General features: G+C 46.8%; 16 protein-coding genes and 1 pseudogene. 1 reads left to right on the top strand and 16 read right to left on the bottom strand.

Annotation, left to right across the window (positions count from 1 at the left end):
- Window positions 1-3: 3 nt before the first annotated feature.
- From HCH_RS34710 to HCH_RS34700, 10 genes are all read right to left on the bottom strand, one after another.
- Window positions 4-801: an RHS repeat-associated core domain-containing protein gene (locus HCH_RS34710; RefSeq protein WP_238385013.1), complete on the bottom strand. Its 798-nt coding sequence runs from the start codon at window positions 799-801 to the stop codon at window positions 4-6.
- The gene (locus HCH_RS09475; protein ID WP_011395991.1) at window positions 753-1,226 is read right to left on the bottom strand and encodes a Rhs family protein; all 474 of its coding nucleotides are present in this window, start codon (window positions 1,224-1,226) and stop codon (window positions 753-755) included. The genes HCH_RS34710 and HCH_RS09475 overlap by 49 nt, the downstream gene beginning before the upstream one ends.
- Window positions 1,227-1,301: 75 nt before the next feature.
- Window positions 1,302-1,607 (bottom strand): hypothetical protein, encoded by a 306-nt coding sequence (locus tag HCH_RS09470; RefSeq protein ID WP_041598544.1) that lies wholly within the window; start codon window positions 1,605-1,607, stop codon window positions 1,302-1,304.
- An 11-nt stretch (window positions 1,608-1,618) separates the two neighbouring features.
- Window positions 1,619-2,131 (bottom strand): EndoU domain-containing protein, encoded by a 513-nt coding sequence (locus HCH_RS09465; RefSeq protein WP_041598543.1) that lies wholly within the window; start codon window positions 2,129-2,131, stop codon window positions 1,619-1,621.
- A 387-nt stretch (window positions 2,132-2,518) separates the two neighbouring features.
- The gene (locus HCH_RS09460; RefSeq protein WP_049780895.1) at window positions 2,519-2,971 is read right to left on the bottom strand and encodes a hypothetical protein; all 453 of its coding nucleotides are present in this window, start codon (window positions 2,969-2,971) and stop codon (window positions 2,519-2,521) included.
- A gap of 27 nt (window positions 2,972-2,998) precedes the next feature.
- The gene (locus tag HCH_RS34990; protein WP_011395989.1) at window positions 2,999-4,600 is read right to left on the bottom strand and encodes an RHS repeat domain-containing protein; all 1,602 of its coding nucleotides are present in this window, start codon (window positions 4,598-4,600) and stop codon (window positions 2,999-3,001) included.
- 31 nt (window positions 4,601-4,631) lie between these two features.
- Entirely contained in the window at window positions 4,632-5,069 is a 438-nt protein-coding gene (locus HCH_RS09450; protein WP_011395988.1) for a hypothetical protein, read from the bottom strand.
- Window positions 5,069-6,754, bottom strand: coding sequence for an RHS repeat domain-containing protein (locus HCH_RS09445; RefSeq protein ID WP_420794872.1), 1,686 nt, complete (start codon window positions 6,752-6,754; stop codon window positions 5,069-5,071). Before HCH_RS09445 ends, HCH_RS09450 begins: the two co-directional genes overlap by 1 nt.
- Window positions 6,755-7,232: 478 nt before the next feature.
- Window positions 7,233-7,721, bottom strand: coding sequence for a YfbM family protein (locus tag HCH_RS09435; RefSeq protein ID WP_011395986.1), 489 nt, complete (start codon window positions 7,719-7,721; stop codon window positions 7,233-7,235).
- A gap of 65 nt (window positions 7,722-7,786) precedes the next feature.
- Window positions 7,787-8,725, bottom strand: coding sequence for an RHS repeat-associated core domain-containing protein (locus tag HCH_RS34700; protein WP_238385012.1), 939 nt, complete (start codon window positions 8,723-8,725; stop codon window positions 7,787-7,789).
- Between the two features lie 450 nt (window positions 8,726-9,175).
- Here HCH_RS34700 and HCH_RS34695 point away from each other — a divergent pair.
- A pseudogene (locus HCH_RS34695) lies at window positions 9,176-9,301 on the top strand (IS5/IS1182 family transposase); the annotation flags it as partial.
- Window positions 9,302-9,324: 23 nt separating this feature from the next.
- Here the strand turns inward: HCH_RS34695 and HCH_RS09425 are convergent.
- From HCH_RS09425 to HCH_RS09395, 6 genes are all read right to left on the bottom strand, one after another.
- Window positions 9,325-9,834, bottom strand: coding sequence for an SMI1/KNR4 family protein (locus tag HCH_RS09425; RefSeq protein WP_041598541.1), 510 nt, complete (start codon window positions 9,832-9,834; stop codon window positions 9,325-9,327).
- A gap of 9 nt (window positions 9,835-9,843) precedes the next feature.
- The gene (locus tag HCH_RS09420) at window positions 9,844-11,496 is read right to left on the bottom strand and encodes an RHS repeat-associated core domain-containing protein (protein ID WP_420794871.1); all 1,653 of its coding nucleotides are present in this window, start codon (window positions 11,494-11,496) and stop codon (window positions 9,844-9,846) included.
- A gap of 667 nt (window positions 11,497-12,163) precedes the next feature.
- Window positions 12,164-13,027, bottom strand: a complete 864-nt coding sequence (locus HCH_RS09410) for a hypothetical protein (protein WP_041598540.1) — start codon at window positions 13,025-13,027, stop codon at window positions 12,164-12,166.
- A 159-nt stretch (window positions 13,028-13,186) separates the two neighbouring features.
- Window positions 13,187-13,705 carry a hypothetical protein gene (locus HCH_RS09405; RefSeq protein WP_011395978.1) on the bottom strand — a complete coding sequence of 173 codons (519 nt, stop codon included), beginning with the start codon at window positions 13,703-13,705 and terminating at the stop codon, window positions 13,187-13,189.
- Between the two features lie 25 nt (window positions 13,706-13,730).
- Window positions 13,731-15,233: an RHS repeat-associated core domain-containing protein gene (locus HCH_RS09400; RefSeq protein WP_011395977.1), complete on the bottom strand. Its 1,503-nt coding sequence runs from the start codon at window positions 15,231-15,233 to the stop codon at window positions 13,731-13,733.
- Window positions 15,234-15,554: 321 nt separating this feature from the next.
- The gene (locus HCH_RS09395; RefSeq protein WP_011395976.1) at window positions 15,555-15,974 is read right to left on the bottom strand and encodes a hypothetical protein; all 420 of its coding nucleotides are present in this window, start codon (window positions 15,972-15,974) and stop codon (window positions 15,555-15,557) included.
- Window positions 15,975-15,984: the final 10 nt, after the last annotated feature.

Here is a 15,984-nt window from a genome sequence, read left to right as displayed (position 1 = left end):
GTTCTAATCTCCAGGGCAACTATAATCAGACACTCCCTCTGGAACAGGTATCGCGGCAAAGGCACTTTCCATAGGACTCCCGGAAACTAATCCACATGCAGAATACATTTTCTGAAGTTGAGTTCCTGCCGCGCCATTATGGATAGCATTAACGAGTCTTAACGAAACTCTACCTGCTTTGTAGTTCTCTTTCCCACCCTGCTCAGTGGAGTTGAAAGGGTATTCATCACATTTTTGAGTCATACCTCGCCCCCAACACTGCGGCACTGACAGCCTTGTGTACCAATCACGCCCACCACCGCCAGATTTATAGTTTAGAATTGCTGACAATCCCATTAAAGTTTGAGCTTCCCAATAGTGTTGTGAAGCTTCCCATATATCATTTCCGAAAAATACGACCGGTATTCCCATCTTACAATCATTATCGCCATTAATCACACATGTCCGAGCTTTTACTCTTGCCAGAGAAATATCTAACTGAGTTACCTTTTTATCAATTTTAACTTCTGAGTCACTTGTTAATATTGCTATAGATCCCCCCACTAGAGCTTTTCCTGAAGCAGCCAAAAATCCCATCATATTAATCCTCCCATTGCAAATGGTCATAGTGTTATTGCCGGTTGGGTTAATACCATTTACAGGATCAGCATTCGCATAAAGATACTTATGTAACGTAACAGGATGGGAGTTAACTCCCATCCATGTATCCATCTGCGTAAACCGCCCCTGATTCTGGTCGTAATACCTCGCCCTTAGGTAATACTGATCCAGGGATGCATCGTACTGCTCTCCGGTGTACAGGTAGCTGTTTGGGGTGTCTCCTTCGCTGTGCAGCAGGATGCCGAAGGCGTCGTAGTGGTAGCTTCGGTTTGGACGCCGGTCTGGTTTGTTAAAGAGCGGACAGAGCCTTGGCCGTCGTAGACATAGTAGCCGACGTCGCCGGCTCTTGCCTGGCTTAGCAGGTCGTCGCCGTAGACGTAGCTGACTTGTTTTGCGCCGCTTCCCGCTTTCCGGGTGCGAATGCCGTCTGGGTTATAACCGAAGCTGGTGGTCTCGCCCGCTTTTGTTACTGCGAGGAGTTTGTTCTTCGTGTTGTAGGTGTAACGCGCCGTAACCAGACCGTCTTCGGTTTCCGTCAGTGTATTGCCGTTGGCGTCATACGCGTAGGTGACGCCGCCCTGTTGCGTCAGGCGGTCATTGTCGTCATAGCTGTAGGCGGTGTGCACGCCATCAATGATGCTGTAGGTGCGGTTGCCGACGTTGTCGAAGCGGTATTCCGCGTTTCTTTGCGTTGTTAATGATTAGTTTTCAATTAGGTCACCATCAAAAAAAATCAATCCAACATCAGAATCTTTATAGGTCTTTAGGTAACCTTTATATATTATTCTCTCAATAATCCTTTTTGCTGTTTCATCTGGTATAGCTTGATCCGCACGGCCACCAAGATATTGAAGACTATGAGCTTTCTCAGAATCTGACAAGCAGACCTGTACCCAGATGTCCCCTCCCTCTTTCGAAACCAAACAGAAATCCGGATGTTCGTCATTCTGAGTTGCGTACCATTCGTAATTTTTATTATCAATAAACACTAATTTTGACTTACTCATACTCTCGCCCTTTACTGGATTGGGAAACCTCTCAAGTACACCCCCTCAACATGGTACCTAATCTTCATCCCAGAAATTCTAACTAAGCCAGTACTCTTACGTTTATTTTTTTCCCAAGCTTTATACAGTGCAGCTGAAACCTGTGCTTTTGACCACCGATCAGGGAACATTGTAGTTACTTTCTTAAGTCTATATCTTTTGGTTTTGTCATCCCATATTTCGGCAGATGCCATATAAACCCCGTTTTTTCTTAGCCCCCACCGCTTAATTATTCTTGTGGCCTTAGATCCAAACATGTAATGAGAATCCGCAGAGCTATGGAATCCCTTAGCAGTACGGTTTACTATTTCACCTTTAAAAATATGCTCATCGCCTATTATCGGAACGGGCTTACATTTGTTATTTTTACAGCCTTTCTTACTGAACAATCTAAGAAAAGCTTTTCCGCCAACTCGATTGGACAAGCTTAGTAAAACGCTTATTCCTATATCTTTTGCCGAGATTGAAGCGCCACTTGTAGACATACTGCATGTACTGGGTATTATTGTGCAGAATACCAGTCCTTTCAGCCACCTGTGCCAGAATTGTCTGCGCATGCTGCTGGCCAAACCTGCGCAAGTCTCAACGCGACCTGTTTTGACGATTTATCAAGCGGCCCACAACCCACAGACGCCAGTGTTCAAAACTTTGATCGGAGAAAAGGTTACTGCCACAGATAACCTCCCCTGCAAAGACAGCGGGCAATACAATGATAGTAACGGGTATCGGACAGGGAAATGAGTTCATCTCTGGCGCGGTTCATCCTTGAACCCTAAAACTGTATATTTAAACACAGGGCAAAGATTAAGGAGTGATGACCGCTCCGTCGACTAGTTTGATATATTCTGTCCCGCTCTGTCCTTACCCTTTATCTACATCTTTTCTTCATATAAACCAATTATTTTCGTCACCGTTACCTTTGCTAGCCTCTTAGCCCCAACAACCCAATAGCCTTTAGTACCCACCTTAATTCTATCTCTATGAAACTTTTCTCTAGATTCAGGTGACATAATCCACATTAGCGCCATACCTTCTTCAGGAGGCTCTATATTTTTATCCCGGATTACCTCACCACTTTTGTCTAAAAATTCCGGCCAAATTATATGTATACCATCTGACAATGGATCATCACCATCGTAAAGGAAATCTGATCGCATCCCTTGCGCTACCTTAATTCCTTCCAACTTCGGGTCAATTGCAAGCTTATAACTCACTTCAAAGTCGGGTTCCCCCCCCATTCGTTCTCTATATGGCACATGAATATGTCTTGTCGATTCTTGCTCTTTAACCTTACGCAACAATTCGTCAACTTGCTTTTTATCCATAGATATTCACCAGCGTGGTCAGCTTGTTCATGGATGAGTTGAAGTGTAAGTCCACCCACCATGAAGTTTCATATCTGCATTAAATGCAGGCAGAAGTTCATTAGGCACTTCAACTATTGGCCCAATGCCCGGTTCATAGCTATCACGAAGCTCCCTCCGCATACTCTCAGATATTGACACCTCAACTATATGATAACGCTCTATTTTGAGTTTACCGAGCAAATAATCACCTCCAAATTTATGCGCCTCCCCAACTGTATTAAAAAATTGTTTAGGCCACATGTTGGGACCAAGAGCAAAACAATTGCATGTATATAAACTTGCAAGTTCTACATCTTCAACGGCTCTTGCCAAAGGAACTATTTTTTGGCTGTTATCCTTCGTTTTAGCTTTGACACTAATTAAACTCATTAGCTTAGGAGATGATGAGGCAAGTGTAAGCCAGCCAATTTCCTGATCAGTATACCTACCTCCAGCTAAAGATCTCCCATTAGCGAAGCTCTGCCCAACTTGATACTGATTCAGTGTAAGGGTTAGCAGTGTCCCCATAACACCTATTCCAGCCATATGCCCTTCTAGAGACATATTCCCTGTCGGATCAATATGACCAACCGGATCAGCATTAGCATACAAGTACTTATGCAACGTAACAGGATCAGAGTTAATCCCCATCCACGTATCCATCTGCGTAAACCGCCCCTGGTTCTGGTCGTAATACCTCGCCCTTAGGTAATACTGATCCAGCGATGCATCGTATTGCTCTCCGGTGTACAGGTAGCTGTTCGGGGTGCCTCCTTCGCTGTGCAGCAGGATGCCGAAGGCGTCGTAGTGGTAGCTGTCGGTTTGGACGCCGGCCTGGTTTGTTAAAGAGCGGACGGAGCCTTGGCCGTCGTAGACATAGTAGCTGACGTCGCTGGCTCTTGCCTGGCTTAGCAGGTCGTCGCCGTAGACGTAGCTGAATTGTTTAGCGCCGTTGACGACTTCTTGCAGCACCTGGGCGTAATCGCGGTTCTGGTCGACGATAAAGTCGGTGGTTGCGCCGCTTCCCGCTTTTCGTGTGCGAATGCCGTCCGGGTTATAACCGAAGTTCGTGGTCTCGCCCGCTTTGGTTACCGCGAGGAGTTTGTTCTTCGCGCTGTAGGTGTAACGAGCGGTGACCAGACCGTCTTCGGTTTCCGTCAGCGTATTGCCGTTGGCGTCATACGCGTAGGTGACGCCGCCCTGTTGCGTCAGGCGGTCATTGTCGTCATAGCTGTAGGCGGTGTGCACGCCGTCGATGATGCTGTAGATGCGGTTGCCGACGTTGTCGAAACGGTATTCCGCGCTGTAGTCACCATTGACCGGATCGCTGATGGCGTCATGCGTCAGGCGATACAGAGCGTCGTAGGTATAGGTCGACACCCGGCCGTTATGCAGCTCTTCGATTTGTTCCCGTCTCCCCGTGCTGTGCAGGGTGTAACGGTAGTCGGCGATGACATTGTCCGCCGCATCCGTCGTGGTCTGACGCGTCAGTCGGTTCAGAGCGTCGTAGACATAGGCGGTGGTTTGCCCGTTGGCTTGCGTCACGCTCTCACGGTTACCCACCGCATCGTAAGCGTACAGGGTCTCGCCGCCCTGAGGATCGATCACTTTGCTCAGACGGTTTAACGCATCGTGTTACTTATGATTCAAACAAATAAAACGGCTCATCATGCTCATTACCATCACTGAGAATAAGCCATTCACAACCCTTGATGGTTTTTGCCGCTTGAATAGCACTCGATGAAAACTCACCAATTTCGCCCAACTCTACCATCAATGATTCAGGAATACATTGGTAAAAAACGTCATTAGCGCCAGCAACAAATAGCTTTACCAAATCATTTCTCATAAGCCTTTCAATATAAATTTCACTTCTATTCTCTGGGGTCAAATAAAAAAAACCAACAGAAGCGTTTTCTTCGTCTAAGGGGCCTTCAAATACAAAGGCATCCTTCAATCTCCCAAATATCTCTTCATCAAAAGCTAATGCATTTCGCCAATAGTTTATGGAGAATGCAATAGCGCCATTGTATATTCGTATTCTAGCTTTGCAGTCGTCCCAAGTTAATTTCTTCACTATGGTTCCCTCGGCACATGAAATTCCAAACCATCATCGACCCAGTAGTCAGCATTCTTACCATCCCCAGGACTATGTTTTCCAACAATCTTCCAATCCACTCTAAATAGTTGTCGCTGATTTGCCAAAGAAGCTTTTGCAGAACTACCGCTAGTAAATCCGACACCAAAATATCGAGTTGCATGGCCACCTACTGCCAATTTAACCGGTTTACTGCCAAAGCCAGGAAAGCGCAACTTTAATGGCGCAGGTAGCATCTGCGAGGGCCCTGGGTTAACGCTCGGCGTAGGCAAATAAAATACCACAGAAGATTTTTTGTCTTTAAGGTATCGACCTAAGGTCTTGTATTTATGAGTAGCAACTGATCTCGCTAGCTTTCCTGCGTTTCTCTTCAACACTGCTGCTGTATGCTCTGCTGCGTCAGAATCTAATACTCCTTCGAACTGCTTATTAGATGTATCTAGGTAACTGCTTAATTGATTCATCCTAAAGGGATCAGCAAGAAGACTAAAGGCTTGCGCCACACTTTGCGCAACCCCAATCGCTCCTTGAAGCTTATCGATGGCATTGATTACTGAGATGCTACGTCCGATCATAGAACCTAAGAGATTATGCGAGGCAGATACATCCATTAATGTCATATACCCAGATGGATCAGTACCATTAACTGAGTCACCATGCGAGTATAAATACTTGTGTAACGTTAGGGGGGCTCCTTTCCTACCTTGGTATTTATCCATCTGCGTAAACCGCCCCTGGTTCTGGTCGTAATACCTCGCCCTTAGGTAATACTGATCCAGGGATGCATCGTATTGCTCTCCGGTGTACAGGTAGCTGTTCGGGGTGCCTCCTTCGCTGTGCAGCAGGATACCGAAGGCGTCGTAGTGGTAGCTGTCGGTTTGAGCGCCGGTCTGGTTTGTTAAAGAGCGGACGGAGCCTTGGCCGTCGTAGACATAGTAGCCGACGTCGCCGGCTCTTGCCTGGCTTAGCAGGTCGTCGCCGTACACATAGCTGACTTGCTTGGCGCCATTGACGACTTCTTGCAGCACCTGGGCGTAATCGCGGTTCTGGTCGACGATAAAGTCGGTGGTGGCGCCGCTTTCCGCTTTCCGGGTGCGAATGCCGTCTGGGTTATAATCGAAGCTGGTGGTCTCGCCCGCTTTGGTTACCGCGAGGAGTTTGTTCTTCGCGCTGTAGGTGTAACGCGCCGTGACCAGACCGTCTTCGGTTTCCGTCAGCGTATTGCCGTTGGCGTCATAGGCGTAGGTGACGCCGCCCTGTTGCGTCAGGCGATCATTGTCATCGTAGCTGTAGGCGGTGTGCACGCCGTCGATGATGCTGTAGATGCGGTTGCCGACTTTATCGAAGCGGTATTCCGCGCTGTAGTCGCCATTGACCGGATCGCTGATGGCGTCATGCGTCAGACGATACAGGGCGTCGTAGGTATAGGTCGACACCCGGCCGTTGTGCAGCTCTTCAATTTGTTCCCGTATCCCTGTGCTGTGCAGGGTGTAATGGTAGTCGGCGATGACATTGTCCGCCGCATCCGTCGTGGTTTGACGCGTCAGTCGGTTCAAGGCGTCATAGACATAGGTTGTGGTTTGGCCGTTGGCTTGCGTCACGCTCTCACGGTTACCCACCGCATCGTAAGCGTACAGGGTTTCGCCGCCCTGAGGATCGATCACTTTGCTCAGACGGTTTAACGTATCGTACAGGTAGGTGGTCGTTTCCGCTTTACCCTGATGGGTGACGGTGGCGGAGGTTTTATTGCCCGCCTTGTCATAGCTGTAGCTGAGCACCGCGCCAGTCGGCTGGGTCTCTTCCACCAGCCGGTTCAGAGCAGAGCCAAACTTATAGGATATGGTTTGTCGATGCTATCCGGGGCCTGATGCGGCCGCTGATTACTGTCTATCTGCTTATTCTGGCGACGTTTGTGACCCTGAATATTAGCCGCCATTTCGGTGGCGTCGGGATGCTCAGCCCGGTCGATCTTATGGTCCTGTACAAAGAGGCAATTGCTCAGATGCTGTTTCTGACAACCACGGCTGTCACTTGGTGGTTTGGGTCGAGGCCGAGTAGTTTGCGAAAATAATTATTAACTAGACATCAAATATGCGGCATAAAATGCCTATATCGATGCCTGGTTAATAATGGTGACTCTCATCATGCTAAATATATAAGTAGCGCACTATCATTCCCAGAAGCTTTTGAGTAAAAAGCTTTAAGTTTATCAAAGTATTTAATTATCTCACCTATTCCATCATCTTTCAGAATTTCACCATGATAGATCTGTTTAATATCGCTCTCCTCCCGCTTGAGGCTCTGTAATTTCATACTAAAATCGATCATTTCAAGCACTTCACTAATTTCTTTGACTTCGCACACATCAATTATGCGTGCCTGACCATAGCCCAAGTTAGGGCCAACAGGCCTCCCTCCCATAATTGCCATTGATGAATACTCGGCATGGCCACCTGGATCACCACTTATAATATAATGGAGGACATGCCATATTTTACCTAAGCAAAACTGTCCAACGAATGGGTCTTCGATATCTTCTGGGAATAAAAAGTCCTCAACATTTATATTTCCTTCACTCAACCCAACATATTCATCTCTTGAAATCTCTTTAAAATACAACACCATTCCCATCTTATTCCTCCCTATAAAACCATTTAACAATTAATAGAGTGCATTATCAAATTCACTTTTAGAACCTAAGCATCATTGGAGGAACAGCCATAATCACGAACCTTGCACCTTGCACCTTGCAAGGCCATAGCAGCACCAACCCCACTCAGCACAACTTTATCATATGTAGAAAGAGGAGATGTCAAGTTCCTGTACATTGATCTTCTACCTGTCCAATATGCTCGATACTTTCTACTCATTGAAGTTAATGGCACACCTCGCATATTGCTCCTCTCATCATCATCGTCGGTATAAAAGATAACCCCGTCACTATTAAAGAAGTAAACTTCAGTCCCCTGCACACTTGTTGGTGCGGGAAAAAACCCTATCTCTCTTGACAGGCCAAACTTTCCATATGCTGAGTCATAAGCTTTCATTTGCGTAGTCCCACTTGCAATTCCGCTTATTGACAGTGGCTTAACTTCAGCATATCGCTTATTTTGTATATCCAATATATCTGGTTTCAGAAAATCGCCAAAGTAATTATGAACTATAGGAGCGTCACATTTCGTTGTAGGCGACATAGCCCATGCACGATACTCATCACATACATAGTCATCTACCGCCTGTCCGAAGTTAGACTCATAGGGGCTTGGAACATATCCTGTTGGGTCAGAGTAAAACAGAGGATCGCTTAAAACATAAATATACTTATTTAATGTCATAGGGAAACGATGATTACCTGCCCACGTATCCATCTGCGTAAACCGCCCCTGGTTCTGGTCGTAATACCTCGCCCTCAGGTAATACTGATCCAGGGATGCATCGTACTGCTCTCCGGTGTACAGATAACTGTTCGGGGTGTCTCCTTCGCTGTGCAGCAGGATGCCGAAGGCGTCGTAGTGGTAGCTGTCGGTTTGGACGCCGGTCTGGTTTGTTAAAGAGCGGACGGAGCCTTGGCCGTCGTAGACATAGTAGCTGACGTCGCCGGCTCTTGCCTGACTTAGCAGATCGTCGCCGTACACATAGCTGACCTGTTTAGCGCCGTTGACGACTTCTTGCAGCACCTGGGCGTAATCGCGGTTCTGGTCGACGATAAAGTCGGTGGTTGCGCCGCTTGCCGCTTTCCGGGTGCGAATGCCGTCCGGGTTATAACCAAAGTTGGTGGTCTCGCCCGCTTTGGTTACCGCGAGGAGTTTGTTCTTCGCGCTGTATGTGTAACGCGCCGTGACCGGACCGTCTTCGGTTTCCGTCAGCGTATTGCCGTTGGCGTCATACGCGTAGGTGACGCCGCCCTGTTGCGTCAGGCGGTCATTGTCGTCATAGCTGTAGGCGGTGTGCACGCCGTCGATGATGCTGTAGATGCGGTTGCCGACGTTGTCGAAACGGTATTCCGCACTGTAGTCGCCATTGACCGGATCGCTGATCGCGTCATGCGATACAAGGCGTCGTAGGTATAGGCGGTCATCTAACCATTTCGGCGGTTGAGCCGAGATTATCAGCGTCTGTCGGCCGTACTGGCGGGCTTTCACTTCATTGCATTCGTGTGCCTGATGCTGCCGACGGCGATGAAGGCATTGGCGGCATCAGGGTGTCTATGAATTAAGCGGGTTAATAACAGCCTCTAGGTACCTATAATAGCGTTCAAATCCTCTCTATAGACAACTTTCCCAGATTTAACGCTAGTTATAGTATCTCTCAAAAAATTATTAATATCATTAGATAGTAACCTTTCTTGATCGCTCTGAGTTCCAACCCTGAGTATATTTCCAGCTTTATAAACTTCTTCATCCATAAGTACACAGCAATAGATATCTCCAGCAATATTTTGTGAAAAAGGTAGCCAACTTTTCCGCCAACCTATATCTTCATGTTCATCAAGACTTTCCCTCCACATGTTCCATACATCGCAAATAGCATGCGTAGACAGAAAATTATATGCGTCAATGAATATTGGGCCAAAACCATACTTTTGACCATTATTAACAAAGTATATTTCTTTTAAGTCTCGCGGGATACCAAACCCAACAAGTGCCTCTAAAATCTGGATTTCAGCAAAATTTGCTCCAGAAAGCAGCTCAAAATCCACTCCTAACTTAACCAACATATCTACATATGAACTCCAGACACTCATTGCGCTCTCCTAGTCCTTTGTACAGACATATTCTCTTTTAATAGGTAAGCCTGGGTCTGCGATCACGCCAAACCACTTTTTAAACTGGTCATTTGCATCTACTCCACACTTTTTAAAGAAGTGCTTTAAGCAAGCACCTCCAGCGCAATTGTTAGATCCGTTTATTAGCCTAAGTGACACACCGCCGCGATTATAGTTCTCCTCACCGCCCTGCTCAGAAATAGCGAACGGGTATTCATCGCAGTGAACCGTTGGACTATTTCCGTCACATTCAGGCCTCTTTTGAAGCCATGTTCTACTATGCTCTTCAACCAATTTACTCAACACGGGAGTTTTACCATACATTTGAGCATCATATACATGCTGGGTAAGTTCACCCAATTGAGCGCCATATATTAAGATAGGGATGCCAGCATTACACTTATCATCTTTAAATAAGCGGCATTGCTTAACTTTAAATTGAGCAAGCCCCAGTGATAGCCTAGATGCGGCCCGTTCAGGTTTTTCCTCAAGATGAGATAATGAGTTTCCATTAGATAATATTATACTCATCCCCAACAGGTTAATTGGCGCCGAAATAGACATCCTTAAGCCAACACTCAACCCCCCCAGACTAAAGTTCCCAGTGGGATCAGTATGCCCGATGGGATCACCGTTTGCATAAAGATACTTATGCAAGGTAACAGGATCAGAGTTAACCCCCATCCAAGTATCCATCTGCGTAAACCGCCCCTGGTTTTGGTCGTAATACCTCGCCCTCAGGTAATACTGATCCAATGACGCATCGTATTGCTCTCCTGTGTACAGGTAGCTGTTTGGAGTGTCTCCTTCGCTGTGCAGCAGGATGCCGAAGGCGTCGTAGTGGTAGTTGTCGGTTTGGACGCCGGTCTGGTTTGTTAAAGAGCGGACGGAGCCTTGGCCGTCATAGACATAGTAGCTGACGTCGCCGGCTCTTGCCTGACTTAGCAGATCGTCGCCGTACACATAGCTGACTTGTTTGGCGCCGTTGACGTCTTCTTGCAGCACCTGGGCGTAATCGCGGTTCTGGTCGACGATAAAGTCGGTGGTGGAGCCGCTTCCCGCTTTCCGGGTGCGAATGCCGTCCGGGTTATAACCGAAGCTGGTGGTCTCGCCCGCTTTGGTTACCGCGAGGAGTTTATTCTTCGCGCTGTAGGTGTAACGCGCCGTGACCAGACCGTCTTCGGTTTCAGTCAGCGTATTGCCGTTGGCGTCATAGGAGTAGGTGACGCCGCCCTGTTGCGTCAGGCGGTCATTGTCATCGTAGCTGTAGGCGGTGTGCACGCCGTCGATGATGCTGTAGATGCGGTTGCCGACTTTGTCGAAGCGGTATTCCGCGCTGTAGTCGCCATTGACCGGATCGCTGATGACGTCATGCGTCAGACGATACAGAGCGTCATAGGTATAGGTCGACACCCGGCCGTTATGCAGCTCTTCGATTTGTTCCCGTCTACCCGTGCTGTGCAGGGTGTAACGGTAGTCGGCGATGACGTTGTCCGCCGCATCCGTCGTGGTCTGACGCGTCAGTCGGTTCAAGGCGTCGTAGACATAGGCGGTGGTTTGGCCGTTGGCTTGCGTCACGCTCTCACGGTTGCCCACCGCATCGTAGGCGTACAGGGTTTCGCCGCCCTGAGGATCGATCACTTTGCTCAGACGGTTTAACGTATCGTACAGGTACGTGGTCGTTTCTGTTTTACCCTGATGGGTGACAGTGGCGGAGGTTTTATTGCCCGCCTTGTCATAGCTGTAGCTCAGCACCGCGCCAGTCGGCTGCGACTGTTCCACCAGCCGGTTCAGAGCAGAGCCAAACGTATGGGATGTGGTTTGTGGACGCTATCCGAGGCCTGATGCGACCGCTAATTACTGTCTATCTGCTTATTCTGGCGACGTTTGTCACCCTGAATATAAGCCGCCATCTCGGTGGTGTTGACGCGCTAAGCCCGGTCGATTTAATGGTCCTATACAAAGAGGCCATCGCGCAGATGTTATTTCTGACAACGACGGCCGTTACTTGGTGGTTTGGATCAAGGCCAAGCCAAATACGAAAAGGGCAGTAAACTCGTTACGTCCCCCCCCACAGGTTTTTGAACAATCTCCGATTAGACGCTCACACCAATCCGCAACTTGGCTGGCACAGAGTTTTGAGCACCCCAGCGTGAATGAAAGGGAGTCTCAAAAAGAAAATCCAATCACATTTGCGTATGTTGCAAAAGGAGCCTGCGAGGGTGAAAAAATACTTTAATCACCCAAGCATCAAATATGCGGTACAGAATGCCTATATCGATGCCTAGTCAATAATAAAAGCCTTGTTCTATTTCCACCAAACATTTTCAAGTGGTAAATATTCAGCGCATGTTTCTTTTAAGGCTTCCTGTGGATATGGGGGCAATAAGTCCTTACTTTCGGTTTCTAGGATACTAAGTTGTCTCATTAGCTCCGCAAAAGAAGGGGCCCTGAATTCTGATGCAAAAGATAATAATGCTGCCTCCATCTCTCCATCTCTCGTTTTGGAGTTTGGATATAATACTATCAAGTCGTTGTATGAATGCCCGTATTTCCCTATGACAATTGCATTTTTTAAATAGCTTGTTCGACCAGTTGCAGTGTCTTGATCTATTCCATATCGATAATAACTCTCATCTTCAGATTCAATTTCCCATTCTGCGTCCAGAATTTCAAACTCTGAGCCAAACTTGCTCAACTCTTTGAGATTAGAAGGATTATAAAATCCTTTTGATTCAAAGTCTCCATCCTCAATAAAGCTTCCATTTAATTCCAAAAAAGCTTTATAGAAATGAACTAGAGAGTTAGGAGCGCTAACTCTCAGACTACTTTCAATAAAATCTTTTTTATATTCTCGCGCCCCTGCCATTCTGTTGGGAGAGTGAGTGATTTTTAGAAATGGCTCGCGATCATGATCCACCAGTAAAGCTTCCTGCTTTCTACTCCAGCACTTCAAGAAATCTAGCCAGTTCATGGCGTCGAGCCGATACCCTGAGTTCAACTCAGACAATACTTTATTTCGCATATTTATCTTATCCACTTTACTATCATTATTATTTCCCTGTGTGCATGAAACCATAAAAATGAAGAGTAAACACAGAAAAAGTTTATTTCTTACATACATACCAAGATTGATCACCCCCCCCCTTACTGGATGGAAGTTACCAATCACACGGCAATTTCATTTAATGCCTGACGTACTAACATACGCACGCTCAACCAATGTATAGGTAGATAGAACTCACCTGGGAGATACTGCTTGAATAGCCGACTCTCATATATAATGCAACTTTCACAAAACAGCAGCCTATTTTTGCAGCAAGCTTTACTCCTACATTGATAGAACTTTTTCTATCTGTCCTTTTACCTTCTTTACTTTAGCCTTATCAATCTGATCGGCCGGTTTGTTCTCCAAGATATAGGCATATTCATAAAGCACCTTCAAAGCTTCCCCTTTCGCAACTCCCAAGTTGGCGGCACTTAGATAATTATCAGGATATTTTTTCAGGTTTTTACTGCAAACCTTAACCCGATCCAACCTTTTAGGTAGAAGACCTTCCAACATCCTAAAGGCTCTTACCTCATCTTTTTTTAATCTAAGGTCCAAAAGAACCTGCTTCCAAAAATCTTCACCACCATGCTCTTCATGCTGGTATAGAATATAGTCAATTAACTCATCATAACGTTCTTGAATACGCCATTGAGCAAGAATCTCTTCTTGAAAAAACAACGATGTATCTTTAAACAAATGCTTTAGTTCATCCGGTATACACCCTTTCAATTGACCAGAAACCGATTCCTGTAATGATTCGGCTTCATCTACGAGAGTATTTACAGCTTGTGGTTCCAAAGTAGTTTTCCTCTAACCGAGTTTATCAATCACAAAAATCCAGCCTATCCATCATTCTCCGTAAATTTCGAGAGTTTCTAGATGTCGGATTACGAGCGATAGAATTATTAGTGTTTGTCAATGGTTGATTTGCCTCTCTAAACAAATCCATAAAAAATTGCTCAACTAGACGCTGTTCATTTCTATCCATTTCCATGTGGAACAAAGCAAGCACCTTTTCAACCTTCCGTTTGCCACTACGAGTATGCTCTTGCATCCTGCGATCAAAGTCATTCGTTCTGCCAACATAACCTGCACCATTATCAGCCAGAATATAAACTCCACCTGTTAATTGTTGCATAATTAAATTAGTAACTGTTTCTTCGATTGCAATACAAGCCAGTTCTTTCCCAATTTTCTTGACTGTAACTCTGAATGATGCTTGTGCAGAAGTTGATTGAATTCCACGAATATTTAGGGCTGCACCAATCTCAGCTAATCCAAAATACCCACTTGGATCAACAAAGCGAACTGGGTCTGAATTGGCATAGATATATTTGTTTAACGTGATCGGAGTACATTCTTTTCCTAGCCACGTATCCATCTGCGTAAACCGCCCCTGGTTCTGGTCGTAATACCTCGCCCTTAGGTAATACTGATCCAATGACGCATCGTATTGCTCTCCGGTGTACAGATAACTGTTTGGAGTGTCTCCTTCGCTGTGAAGCAGGATGCCGAAGGCGTCGTAGTGGTAGCTGTCGGTTTGCACGCCGGTCTGGCTTGTTAAAGAACGGACGGAGCCTTGGCCGTCGTAGACATAGTAGCTGACGTCGCCGGCTCTTGCCTGGCTTAGCAGGTCGTCGCCGTAGACGTAGCTGACTTGTTTGGCGCCGTTGACGACTTCTTGCAGCACCTGGGCGTAGTTGCGGTTCTGGTCGACGATAAAGTCGGTGGTGGCGCCGCTTCCCGCTTTCCGGGTGCGAATGCCATCCAGGTTATAACCGAAGCTGGTGGTCTCGCCCGCTTTTGTTACCGCGAGGAGTTTGTTCTTCGCGCTGTAGGTGTAACGCACCGTGACCAGACCGTCTTCGGTTTCCGTCAGCGTATTGCCGTTGGCGTCATAGGCGTAGGTGACGCCGCCCTGTTGCGTCAGGCGGTCATTGTCATCGTAGCTGTAGGTGGTATGCACGCCGTCGATGATGCTGTATATGCGGTTGCCGACGTTGTCGAAGCGGTATTCCGCGTTGTAGTCACCATTGACTGGATCACTGATGACGTCATGCGTCAGACGATACAGAGCGTCATAGGTATAGGTCGACACCCGGCCGTTATGCAGCTCTTCGATTTGTTCCCGTCTCCCCGTGCTGTGCAGGGTGTAACGGTAGTCGGCGATGACGTTGCCCGCCGCATCCGTCGTGGTCTGACGCGTCAGTCGGTTCAGAGCGTCGTAGACATAGGCGGTGGTTTGGCCGTTGGCTTGCGTCACGCTCTCACGGTTGCCCACCGCATCGTAGGCGTACAGGGTTCCGCCGCCCTGAGGATCGATCACTTTGCTCAGGCGGTTTAACGCATCGTACAGGTACGTGGGCGTTTCCGTTTTACCCTGATGGGTGACAGTGGCGGAGGTTTTATTGTCTGCCTAATTCCAGAAGAGTTTTCTCCCGACTTGGTAAGCTCGATATCACGTTTTAATCAATCATTCATTTACACTAATTGCTGATAAATTAATTAGTGTGAACAGGCTCTAGAATTCATGGGACTAACCCCCAGTAGCAATATGTCACTTTGACACACTGAACCACCTCATTGGATGAAATATTGAAAGCTTGATTTGTTTTTTCTGACAAATCAACAACCCTGCACCTTTGATTTACAACTGACTCTTTAGTAACTCAATAGACTTATAAAAGCCAACAGGATTGTCAACTCCTATTTTCTTATATATCTCTATCAATTTTTCATATGCGCCCACAAGAGCATTTATAACCCCCTCCTTACTTACAATCCATGATATCTCCCCATCCTCAGAATCCAAATAAAACACCTCACTCTTATACTTTAAATCAATATCATAACCACCCTCCATAAAACATATCCCTTGCCCCTCTCCTCCTTTAATAAGATCAATAACACTCTGAGTCCACCAGCCCACCACTACTTCTGCATTGTCCACCCAGTCATCAGCCGGATAACAATCTCCACCTTCTTGCAAGCAAATAAACATAGGCAACAAGCCGCCGTGAACAGCATTTCCATCAAAACAATCAATCGCACCTATTTTAATATTCATCCAACCTCCA

This window comes from Hahella chejuensis KCTC 2396, from assembly GCF_000012985.1.
GTDB classification, from domain to species: Bacteria; Pseudomonadota; Gammaproteobacteria; order Pseudomonadales; family Oleiphilaceae; genus Hahella; species Hahella chejuensis.
The sequence above is the reverse complement of the archived record's forward strand: the minus strand, read 5'-3'. Positions and strand labels throughout refer to the sequence as shown.

Excerpts from the sequence above, each read along its gene's own strand:
- HCH_RS09435 (WP_011395986.1), bottom strand. The coding sequence starts at position 7,721 with ATGGGAATGGTGTTGTATTTTAAAGAGATTTCAAGAGATGAATATGTT.
- HCH_RS09395 (WP_011395976.1), bottom strand. The coding sequence starts at position 15,974 with ATGAATATTAAAATAGGTGCGATTGATTGTTTTGATGGAAATGCTGTT.
- HCH_RS09460 (WP_049780895.1), bottom strand. The coding sequence starts at position 2,971 with ATGGATAAAAAGCAAGTTGACGAATTGTTGCGTAAGGTTAAAGAGCAA.
- HCH_RS09425 (WP_041598541.1), bottom strand. The coding sequence starts at position 9,834 with ATGAGTGTCTGGAGTTCATATGTAGATATGTTGGTTAAGTTAGGAGTG.
- HCH_RS09470 (WP_041598544.1), bottom strand. The coding sequence starts at position 1,607 with ATGAGTAAGTCAAAATTAGTGTTTATTGATAATAAAAATTACGAATGG.
- HCH_RS09465 (WP_041598543.1), bottom strand. The coding sequence starts at position 2,131 with ATGTCTACAAGTGGCGCTTCAATCTCGGCAAAAGATATAGGAATAAGC.